Source organism: Mesorhizobium sp. WSM4836 (genome assembly GCF_055811815.1).
This window is the reverse complement of record NZ_JBVVQF010000056.1, coordinates 1-10,100: the sequence shown is the minus strand read 5'-3', so window position 1 is coordinate 10,100 and position 10,100 is coordinate 1. Positions and strand designations below refer to the sequence as shown.

Annotated in this window: 8 protein-coding genes and 3 pseudogenes; 2 read left to right on the top strand and 9 right to left on the bottom strand. The window is 59.4% G+C overall.

Annotation, left to right across the window (positions count from 1 at the left end):
• Positions 1–72: 72 nt before the first annotated feature.
• From AC0L2P_RS31815 to AC0L2P_RS31780, 8 genes and pseudogenes are all read right to left on the bottom strand, one after another.
• Positions 73–354: pseudogene (locus tag AC0L2P_RS31815) on the bottom strand (IS5 family transposase); the annotation flags it as partial.
• Positions 355–827: 473 nt separating this feature from the next.
• Positions 828–1,061 carry a hypothetical protein gene (locus AC0L2P_RS31810; protein ID WP_473504650.1) on the bottom strand — a complete coding sequence of 78 codons (234 nt, stop codon included), beginning with the start codon at positions 1,059–1,061 and terminating at the stop codon, positions 828–830.
• Positions 1,048–2,722 (bottom strand): IS66 family transposase gene (gene tnpC, locus AC0L2P_RS31805; protein WP_473507183.1). Its coding sequence is split into 2 segments (ribosomal slippage): positions 1,048–2,232 and positions 2,234–2,722, totalling 1,674 coding nucleotides; the frame shifts between segments, so codons are not numbered across the junction. The genes AC0L2P_RS31810 and tnpC overlap by 14 nt, the downstream gene beginning before the upstream one ends.
• A gap of 15 nt (positions 2,723–2,737) precedes the next feature.
• Positions 2,738–2,965: an IS66 family insertion sequence element accessory protein TnpB gene (gene tnpB, locus AC0L2P_RS31800; RefSeq protein ID WP_473507182.1), complete on the bottom strand. Its 228-nt coding sequence runs from the start codon at positions 2,963–2,965 to the stop codon at positions 2,738–2,740.
• A gap of 183 nt (positions 2,966–3,148) precedes the next feature.
• A complete protein-coding gene (locus AC0L2P_RS31795) occupies positions 3,149–3,454 on the bottom strand; it encodes a transposase (RefSeq protein WP_473507181.1) in 306 nt (101 codons plus the stop codon).
• 248 nt (positions 3,455–3,702) lie between these two features.
• Entirely contained in the window at positions 3,703–5,199 is a 1,497-nt protein-coding gene (locus tag AC0L2P_RS31790; RefSeq protein WP_473507180.1) for a carnitine 3-dehydrogenase, read from the bottom strand.
• A gap of 99 nt (positions 5,200–5,298) precedes the next feature.
• Positions 5,299–6,198: a 3-dehydrocarnitine:acetyl-CoA trimethylamine transferase BcoG gene (bcoG, locus tag AC0L2P_RS31785; RefSeq protein ID WP_473507179.1), complete on the bottom strand. Its 900-nt coding sequence runs from the start codon at positions 6,196–6,198 to the stop codon at positions 5,299–5,301.
• Positions 6,199–6,263: 65 nt separating this feature from the next.
• Entirely contained in the window at positions 6,264–7,040 is a 777-nt protein-coding gene (locus AC0L2P_RS31780) for an SDR family oxidoreductase (RefSeq protein WP_473507178.1), read from the bottom strand.
• Between the two features lie 390 nt (positions 7,041–7,430).
• Between AC0L2P_RS31780 and AC0L2P_RS31775 the strand changes: the two are divergent.
• Positions 7,431–8,432: pseudogene (locus AC0L2P_RS31775) on the top strand (IS481 family transposase); the annotation flags it as partial.
• Between the two features lie 264 nt (positions 8,433–8,696).
• Here AC0L2P_RS31775 and AC0L2P_RS31770 read toward each other — a convergent pair.
• Complete coding sequence (locus tag AC0L2P_RS31770; RefSeq protein ID WP_473507177.1) at positions 8,697–9,332, bottom strand: TetR/AcrR family transcriptional regulator; 636 nt, start codon at positions 9,330–9,332, stop codon at positions 8,697–8,699.
• 527 nt (positions 9,333–9,859) lie between these two features.
• Between AC0L2P_RS31770 and AC0L2P_RS31765 the strand changes: the two are divergent.
• Positions 9,860–10,037 (top strand): annotated as a pseudogene (locus AC0L2P_RS31765) (IS5/IS1182 family transposase); the annotation flags it as partial.
• Positions 10,038–10,100: the final 63 nt, after the last annotated feature.

Below are 10,100 nucleotides of genomic sequence, written 5' to 3'. Positions count from 1 at the left end.
CCTTCACACATCGCCATCATAGAGCCCGCCGCGCGCACGCGCGTGTGCCAATCATGCGGCCTTCGTCGTATGCGTACTGTCGATCATCTGAACCGTGCCGTCATGGGCTTTGGTGATGGCATCCATGAGGCGGTCCCACACACCTGCTTTCCGCCATCGGACGAAGCGATTGTAGCAGGTGGTGCGCGGGCCGTATCGCTCCGGCAGATCGCGCCATGGCGCACCCGATCGCAGCACCCAGAAGATGCCGTTCAGCACCCTGCGGTCGTCAACGCGCGGCACTCCTCGCGGCTTGTTGGGCAACTGCGGCTCGATCCCGCGCCATTCGAAGTCAGTCAGGTCATATCGGCTCATGTGGAGACTGAATCAGAATTCGGCGCGATATGAAAGGGCCAGCCGGGAAACGACCCCATTGTGGACACTCATGCTCAGTCACTTGGACAGGAAGGTATCCATAGCGCCTCCACGGCACGCGTGAAACATTCCGATGAACACTCCGCCGCGGGCCGAGAGTCCCGCTCGCATCAGCGTAAGGCCCGCTGCATGCGAGAAGAGCAAGCGCGAAGCCGAGGCTCAGGGTGAATTTGCAAGGAGACGGCATCGGGGAAGCCTAGTGGCTCTCAACAATGTCCACAATCCACCCCTCGAAGGTCATTCCGCATTTATGAGTTCACGACCGAGTTCCCGGCAGCATCAAGGTTGGGTGCGTGAAGTTATGCTTGCCCGCTGCCGCTTCGATACTTCGATATCGGCCAGCTCGAACAGTACGCATCCGGTGAAGACCGCGGACGTGCGTATCCGGTGGCCATGAGGACCTGAGCACCGGGTCAAGCTTTCGATGGGGAGACGCGATGATATTCTTCGAGGAGGAGTTTGACCTCCTCGATGCCTTCATCGGTGAAGGCCAAGATCCCGTCGTCATCGTTGGCGCCGTACACCCAGATGACGCCGTCCTCCGGCTCGAGACCAGGGGTCAGTTCGTGGATGAGCGCTTCGCTGACGCCGAGGTCCCTGGCGACACGTTCGACGGTGTAGACGTGATGCACCTTATTGCGCTGCATGATCAGGCCGCAGCTGGTTAGGTCCGCAGTTTTGCGGATCTCCATTCCACGGCAGCAAATCATCGATCGGATGGGCCGGATAGGCGGGCAGTCGGGCGAGGACGTCGGTGAGCCAGGCCTGCGGGTCGATATCGTTCATCTTGGCGCTGACGATCAGGCTGTAGAGCACGGCAGCGCGCTGTCCGCCGCGATCGGAACCGCAGAACAGCCAGGACTTTCTTCCGAGAGCGACGCCGCGCAGGGCTCGCTCGGCAGCATTGTTGGATAGGCAGATCCGCCCATCCTCGAGGAACCGGGTGAAGGATGACCAGCGGCGCAGCATGTATTTGAACGCCTTGGTCAGGTCGTGCCCGCGCGAGAGCTTGTCGCGTGTATCGATGATCCAGCGCTCGAGCTCGGTGACCAGCGGCGCGCTCCGCTCCTGGCGCACGGCGTGGCGCTGGCCTGGCGACAGGCCGTTGATCGCGCGCTCGATATCGAACAAGGCATCGATGCGCTTCACGGCTTCAACCGCCAGCGGATAGACCAGGTTGGGCTTCTCGCCGTGCGCCTTCTTGCGCGCCGCCGCTTCGACATCGGCCAGCTCGAACACTTTGCGCCGGCTGTGGGCCCAGCAGCTGGCCTCCAGAACAGGCGCCGGCTGACGACCCGTCGCATAGAGATCGCCGTAACCACCAAAGGCATCGGCCTGCAGAATGCCGCTCCAGCCGGCGAGATGCGCCGCGGGATGTTCGCCTCGGCGATCGCGGGAATAGTAGAACACTGCCGCCGGCGGATCGGCGCTGCCGAACGGTCGGTCATCGCGCACATAGGTCCATAATCGACCGGTATCGGTCTTGCCCTTGGCCAGGACCGGCACCGTCGTATCGTCGCCGTGCAGACGCGAAGCGGCCAGCACATGGGCTTCGAGCCGCTTGAACAGCGGCATCAGCGCCGCGGCGCCGGCGCCGACCTGGTCGGCGAGCGTCGACAGGCTGAGCGGCACGCCTTCGCGGGCATAGCGTTCGGCCTGGCGGTTGAGCGGCTGATGCTGGCCGAACTTCTCGAACAGGATCATCGCCAGCAGGCCGGGACCGGCCCAGCCGCGCGGGGTGGCGTGGAAGGGCGCCGGAGCCTGGCTGATCCTCTCGCAGTCGCGGCAGGTGAACTTCTCCCGCACGTGCTGGATCACCCTTCCATTGCCGCGGCACCACCTCCAGCGTCTCGGTGATATCCTCACCCAGCTTGCGCAACCGATGACCGCCGCAGCAATGGCAAGCGGCCGGCGCCGGCTCGACCACGCGTTCGCGCGGCAGGTGCTCGGGAAATGGCTGGCGCGCCGGTCGTTTGCGCACATAAGGCGCCACCTCGGTGGTCCGGGCCGCTGCCTGTTCGGCGGCGATCTCGTCTTGCGTCGCGGTGCTCTCGAGTTCCTCGAAGGTGAGCTCCATCTGGTCGTGCAGGCGGGCTGAGCGTTCAGAACTCTGACCATGCAGCGCCCGCTGCAGCTTCCGGATCGTCAGATGCTGATGTGCGATCAGCGCCGCATTATCCGATGCCTTGGCCCTGGCGACCGCCAGTTCGGCCTCGACCAGCGCAGCGCGCGCGGCCTCATCTTCGGCTCTGGCCAGCGCCGCGGTCAGCGCTGCTCTCAGCGCCCCGATATCGTCCGGAAACAGCATCCTAGGCGGTGGCAACTATACCCTGGAGTGAACCAAAACGCGTCCGCTGACTCGCGGAAAACGGCGCAAACTCAAAGAAAACCTCAGCCCGCGCGCTGGGGGCGGAACCTGTGACGCGGGTTGCGCCAATCGATCCCCATCGAGCATGTAGGCGAGCTGCGCCGGTGACATCGAAACCGTACCGTCCGCCGGCGACGGCCATAGGAACCGGCCCTTCTCGAGCCGTTTGGCATACTGCGGCACGCCGAGCCCATCATGCCAGATAATCTTGATCAGATTGCCGCTGCGTCCGCGGAGACATAAAGATCGCCGGCATGCGGATCCGGCCCAACCTCTCCTGAACCTGCAGAGCGAGGCCTTGCATCCCGCGACGCATGTCGGTCCGGCCGACTGCCAACCAGATCCGCACCTGGCTCGGAACCGGGATCATGAAACGCCCAGCGCCTTCACCATCGCCGCCGCCAGTGTCGGCGGCGTGGTCAGCGGAATCCGCAGCCGCACCTTGCTGGCGACCTCCAGCTCGATCACCGCTGGTGGCGTCGCCGGCCGCGAAACGGCGACAGGCTCGTCGGGAGCTACGACAACCTCGGCAAAGCCCGTCTCGCGGGCTCTCACCGTGCGGCGCCACTTATAGATCAGGCTGGTCGCGATATCGTACTGACGCGCCACCGCCGCCACCGTGGCCCCGGGCGCGAATGCCGCGGCCAGTATCCGGCACTGATCCCGCTTCACTCCAACGGCGCCGCCGCTCCGGCCCGGTCAATAACGTCACATGGCTCATGCTGTGCTGTTAACTTCGCTCGTAAGGACGACCTTAAGAGCGCAGCCTCGCTACCGTGCCATCCTCTCGCAAGGTGGCCTTCGCCGGAGCGTATCAGAAGGTCGTCGGTGAGCGCCCAACATGCTCGAACCGACCTCTCGAGTGCGAAGGCACCGTCTGGCCCCACCAGTATTGTTAGCGCTTGCATTCAGCGGCAGGCCTAACCTGCCTTCTTCCCGGCTCCTACTGACCGGCCAGCGCCATCGGGTGAAGGTAGAATTGCGTGAGCTTCGAGAAGTGGCTTGAGTCGCATCATGATCTCAGGCAGTGGCGCCACAGAACGCCCCTCGCTCGCCGAAACATGGAGCATCACGTTCTCGTAAGTGGATAACAATCTACCGTTTGAGGCGTTGTACAATGACATGAACGCATGAATCTTTTTACCATCTGAGGGCATGAGCTGCATGTTGACGTAGAGGGCATCTCCCACCTTCGCCTCTGAAAGCAGCCGGACATGGCTTTCCACCGTGTAATAGCTATGGCCCGCCTCAACATACTCCGCATCGGCACCAATCATTTGGAGGAACACGTCGCATGCTTCTCCGAAGCACTGGGTGTACCGGTATTCAGTCATGTGTCCATTGTAGTCGATCCAAGCAGGGGGAACCTTCACTTCAAACAGCTTCACCGGCTTATGACTGGGAGTGGCCCCAGCCTTTAACGTGACTTTCCGAAGATACGCCTCAAAATCAGCGAGCAATTTGCCGGCACCCCATCCACGTCCCTCATCCCCTGCCTTCAGGGCTTGGAGAATCCCAACGAGGTTTTGATCGCGGATTCTTTCGAGCTCTCGAACGCTACGTTGGCCCGACTGGGCCTCAGACTGAATGGCAATTTTCTCAACAAGCTCAGCATCCAGCTCAACCACATCGGTAAGGTTTGTCGAACGGCACGAAAGACGGGGACCACACTTGGACAGAAGATCCCGCATTCCAGCTCCGCCGCCGGCAATGCGATATGTCTCGAAAAGCCCCATCTGTGCCCAGCGGAGCCCGAAGGAGTAGCGGATTACGTCATCAACGGTCTCGGTGTCGCAAATGCCATCCTTGATCAGCCAAAGGGCTTCTCGCCAGAAAGCCTCCAACAGGCGATCGCCGACGAATGCTTCGATTTCCTTCTTAATAATCAATCCCGTCATGCCAATCGTCGCGAGTTTAAGCTTAGCGTCGTCGAGCACGGCTCTCGCTGTTTTGTTGCCACCAACTAGCTCAGCGAGAGGGAGCAGATACACCGGGTTATAGGGATGAGCGACAAACATCCGCTCTGGGTGCCACATGTGACGCTGGAGATCGGTCGGCATCAGACCGGAGGTGGAAGAGCCAATCAGCGCCTTGGGCTGGGCCACAGCGTCTATCTGCGCCAGAACTGTGCGCTTAAGATCGAAGTCCTCCGGCACACTTTCTTGGATCCAGTCCGCGCCTCGGACTGCCTCTTCGAGAGATCCCGTGAAAGTCAGGCTGCCCTTCTCGGGAAGGGGCGCGCTTGTGAGCATCCCATATGCGCGCTCAGCGTCTGCAATGACCTCGGCCATCAGCCGCTGAACGTCGGGATAGGGATCGAAGATTTTGGTATCGATGCCCGCCAAAACAAAACGCGCAGCCCACGCGCCACCTATTACGCCACCGCCTATGCAAGCCGCCTGGGCGATCTGAGTCATGGGTACCGATCATCTCTGTCAGCTAAAATCTGATACGCTTGGGAGAGCATACAAAAGCGGCAGGTCAGACCGACCTGCCGCTTGGCGCTAGCTTGGGCTCTAGCGCTTGGTTAGCTTAAGTTTCTGCCGAACTTCGTCAGGTCCAATGACCCTGGCTCCCATGTTTTCAATGACATTGACGGCCCTTTCCACCAGCTGCCCGTTGGTCGCGAACTGGCCTTTCCCGACATAGATGTTGTCCTCAAGGCCAACCCTCACGTTTCCGCCTGCAAGAACAGCCGCGGCAGGGTAGGCCATCGCGTCGCGACCTATGGTGAAAGCCGAAAACGTCCAATGAGACGGAACGCTTTTGGCCATTACCAGGAAGTGGTCCAAGTCGCTCGGCGCGCCCCAGGGGCAACCCATGCAGAGCTGGACCAAAACAGGATCCTCAATCAATCCTTCCTTGACCAACTGCTTGGCGAACCACAGCTGCCCGGTGTCAAAAACCTCGATCTCAGGGCGAACCCCGAAATCGGTCATCATCTTGGCCAAGGCGCGGAGTGTCGCCGGCGTATTCGTCATAATGTAATCGCCAACATCGAAATTCATCGTTCCGCAATCGAGCGTGCAAATCTCTGGAGCACACTCAATTATGTGACTGAACCGCTCCGAAGCACCGACAACGTCGCTGGTCGGAGCGAGAGGCAAAGGCTGCTCAACGCTGCCAAATATAAGGTCTCCTCCCATGCCAGCCGTGATATTAAGCACAACATCGATATCAGCCTGTCGCACGCGGTCGGCAACCTCTTTATACAAGTCGTTCCTACGCGATGGAGCCCCGGTTTCAGGGTCTCGGACGTGAATGTGGGCCACCGCCGCCCCCGCCTTGGCCGCTTCAACGGCGGCGGCGGCGATTTCTTTAGGTGAACGCGGGACATTGCGAGACTTGCGGGCAGTATCTCCCACGCCAGTGACCGCACAAGTTATAAAGACTTCGCGATTCATAGTTAAGGGCATCGGTTCTCTCCAAGGGGTGAGCGCAATTAAGGCCGCCGCAAAACTTCCGCTTCCGCGCCAGGGCCTTAGTATTCCGAGGATATGGTCTGTCCGTCGATTGCGATGGATTGTCCCGAGATGATCCGCCCATGAGGGCCGCACAAGTATAGAATCATGCTTGCTATTTCCTGAACACTGACCATCCGTCTCATAGAGTACATTTTGAGCTCGGATTCTCTGATAGTTTCAAGGGGTACTCCCCGAGACTCTGACGCCATTTGCTGCACACGTTGCAATCGTGGCGTGTCAACGGCACCGGGGCAAATTGCATTGACGTTGATGTTATGCTGTCCCAGCTCCATTGCCAACACATCGGTCAAGCCGATGACGCCATACTTGGCGGTGCAGTACGGAGAACGCAGTGAGAACGGCAGAAAGCCGGCTGTTGAAGACATGTTAACGACGGATCCGCCGCCAGCTGCCTTGATAAGTGGGATAGCTGATCTCGAACAATAAAACGCGCCGTCCAGATTCACGGCAAGTGTAGCTTTCCATTCGTCATCGCTAATGGCTTCAACCGGCTTCGAAGGGCCAGAGGTGCCAGCGTTATTGATTAAGATATCCAAGCCGCCCAGGTGGTGATCTACCTCCTGGAAGAGTTTGGCGACCGCCGACGAATTCGAGATATCGGCGAGCACTGCATGCATACCGGTGGTTTTCAGAACATTGTCGATTGCACCGTTGTCGACGTCACAGACGAGAACTTTTGCCCCTTCGGCAGCGAAACGCTCGGCCACTGCCCTGCCAATACCGCCTGCTCCGGCAGTGATTAGAACTCGCTTGTCTTTCAGTTCGAGGTCCATGGGTTTCTTTCCTTCGCATCAAAAAACAGAGTTCACGCACGTGCTACCTGAGCGACGGCCGCGGTGAGCATCGGGAATCCGGCAAGGGACCGGCGCAACCCGAGCCATAGCCGTACCACAAGATAGAATGGACGTTATATATCCTACATTTTGTCGTCAAGATCAGCAAAATCTTTTTTTGCGTCAATTCGTCGACTACGCTCGGGCCGCGTATAGACGGTATGGGTACGGTCCTGGCGGAAAGGCCACAGGGGCGGCGGGGATTCACACCGCGCGAGCAGACGTGCCGAGCACCTGCGCTAGCTGTGAGCTTTCAGCAGGTTGTCCACCCGGTCCAGACCGGGAAAGCTGAGGTTGTCGAAGCTTCAGTGATTTCTCGGAGGACCGGAGAACGTCAACAAGAATGCCCGGCTGACGCCACGCGGTCGAGAGCGAATTGTAAGGCAGGTCGAGAGCGGGCAGACGCCGCAGGCCGTCGCCGAAGCCGCAGGCGTCTGCCCGCGGACGGTTCGGAAGTGGGTCGAGCGACATCGCCGCGAAGGCTTGACAGGGTTGCAGGATCGCTCATCCCGGCCGCATCGGCTGCGCCAGCCGACGCCTGCAGCGATTATCGAGACCATCGAACGACGGCGACGCCAGCGCTGGACGGGCAAACAGATCGCCACTGAGGCCGGCGTCTCGCCAGCGACTGTCAGCCGTGTTCTGCGCCGACTGGGCTTGAACAAGCTGAGCACCTTGGAGCCAGAACCCGTGCGACGCTATGAGCGGGAGCATCCCGGCGAGCTCATCCATCTTGATATCAAGAAGCTTGGCCGGATCGGCTCTGTCAGGCATCGCATCACCGAACGACAAACTGGCATGATCAATCCTCACCTCGGCATCGGCTGGGAGTTCGTCCATGTCTGCATCGACGATGCTTCGCGTGCCGCTTTCGTCCAGGTCATGCCCCGACCAGCGCAAGCAGAGCGCTGTCGCCTTCCTCGAGGCCGCCGTTGCTTGTTACGCCAGCCTCGGTTTTTGAGTGCAGCGGGTAATGACGACAACGGTTCCTGCTACCGGTCAAAGACTTTCCGAGCGGCCTGCAAACGTCTCGGCCTGCGCCAGATCTTCACCAAGCCTTATACTCCCAGAACCAACGGGAAAGCCGAGCGCTTCATTCAGACAAGCTTGCGCGAATGGGCCTATGCGCGCGCCTACAACACCTCAGACGAACGCACCGCCGAACTGCCACGATGGCTTCACCGCTACAATTGGCATAGACCGCATGGCAGTATCGGCTCAAAACCACCCATCAGCCGACTCGGTCTTACCGAGGACAACCTCGCAACGATCGAACAGATCTGGATCAGGAAAACCAGCTGGAGCCAAAGAAGCCAATGCGCTCGTTGTTGAGATTTGGCCTGATCTGCAGATCACCATACCGGCCAGCGGCTTCTGGCAATGGCGCGCTTGAAGCGCCTGACAGAAGACCGCACTCGATCACACGTCGAAAAGGGCCAGAAGCCTCTTGCATTACGGGCGGCAACCACAGAAGGCTCCAGGAGCTAGCTATATGGTTATTCGGTTGTTTGAGTGGGTGAGCAACGCAGATTAATACGGTCCAAAAGCCATTTAGATCTAGCGCCAAACGCGTCCAGAGGTCCCGATGTACCCTATTCAGTGTCTTAACTTCACCACTTTCGCGAGCTTACTTTGCGATCGTGAAGCCCAGTCGCGGACCAAAGACAGGTGGAGTTCCAACTGAGAGCGTTGAACGGATGGGGTCCAAACGTCTCGATTAGTTACCCCGCCAGCGCTCAGGCCAAAAAGAAACGTCACAATTGATCGAAGCGCGATTTCAAAGACCTCCGGTGTCCATCCGTTGCTTTCCGGCCACGCGGCTCGGATCACTCGATCGTAGATCTGCTTTCCCTCACGATGAAGCGTCGCGTTGAGCTTGCGGAACTCGGTATCCGCAGCAATTACACCCCAGAAATTGACCCACATAGCGCCAGTTTCAGCATGCGCTTTTGAAGCGGGGATCGCCGCGTCCAACAGAGTTGCGAGATCCGTTTCTCCTTTACTCAACAGACGGTCAATGTCCTCTTCTATTACCATAAAGGGAACGCGCAAGGCCGCAGCTATGATGTCCGCTTTGCCCTCGAAATAATGAGTTATCATGCCCGTCGTGACGCCAGCCGCCTTTGCGATATCGATCATAGTCACGGCCGAGATACCTCGAGCCGCTATCGCCTTCCCCGCCGCTTTTGCGATACGGAGTCGCGTTTCCTCAATATCGACGATTTTCGGCATAATCGACAGCTTCTCCAGTATGCACGCTGGCCGGTGTACCAAGGACCCACTATGTCGGCAACTCCATGACAGGCCGTGCACCGAACGATTGCTCCATCATGCTCAATATATATGTATAGCTGTGACAGCTACTAGTGTCGGCTGCAGAATGCAACTCAGCCCACCTCGCCCAGCAGGCCTTGATGCCGCGCCTATTTCCGCGGTATCTTCCGCTGGCTGGGAGGAGTGAGTACGGTCGTACAGGCGAACCCGAGATCGGAGTTGGTGCAGCCGGCCGAATCACCGATGATGGATGCAAATGATACCAGCTGCGCATCGCTAGATATCTTAAGTATCCAGATGATTTTTTCCGATCGCGGAGCTGATTGCAAGCTCGCTTCCGCGTATCCATGTAGCTGCCGCCTCTGTGGTTCTCTTCGCGGTCAATACTGGGTCGCCGGATGTTTCAGCGCTCGGAACTAATCAGTCGACGTTGAACTATCCGAAAGCACATCGATTAAGGCGGACGGCAGGTTTGGAATTGCAGGCGGATCATGGCGCTGTTGCAGGAGAGCCTCAGCCTTGCGGTCAAGGCCGGGTTGCCGACACGCGCCAGGTGATCTCGAGACCACCGTGCAGCCGAAGAACGTCATGCTCCCGACCGACGCCAAGCTCATCCACCGGGCGAGCGAGCGGCTGGTGCGGCTGGCCCGCCAGGTTGGTGTAGTTCAGGATGCCCCAAAGCTGCACCTCCGTCACACCGGGACCCATGCTTTCTTGCATCCGCGC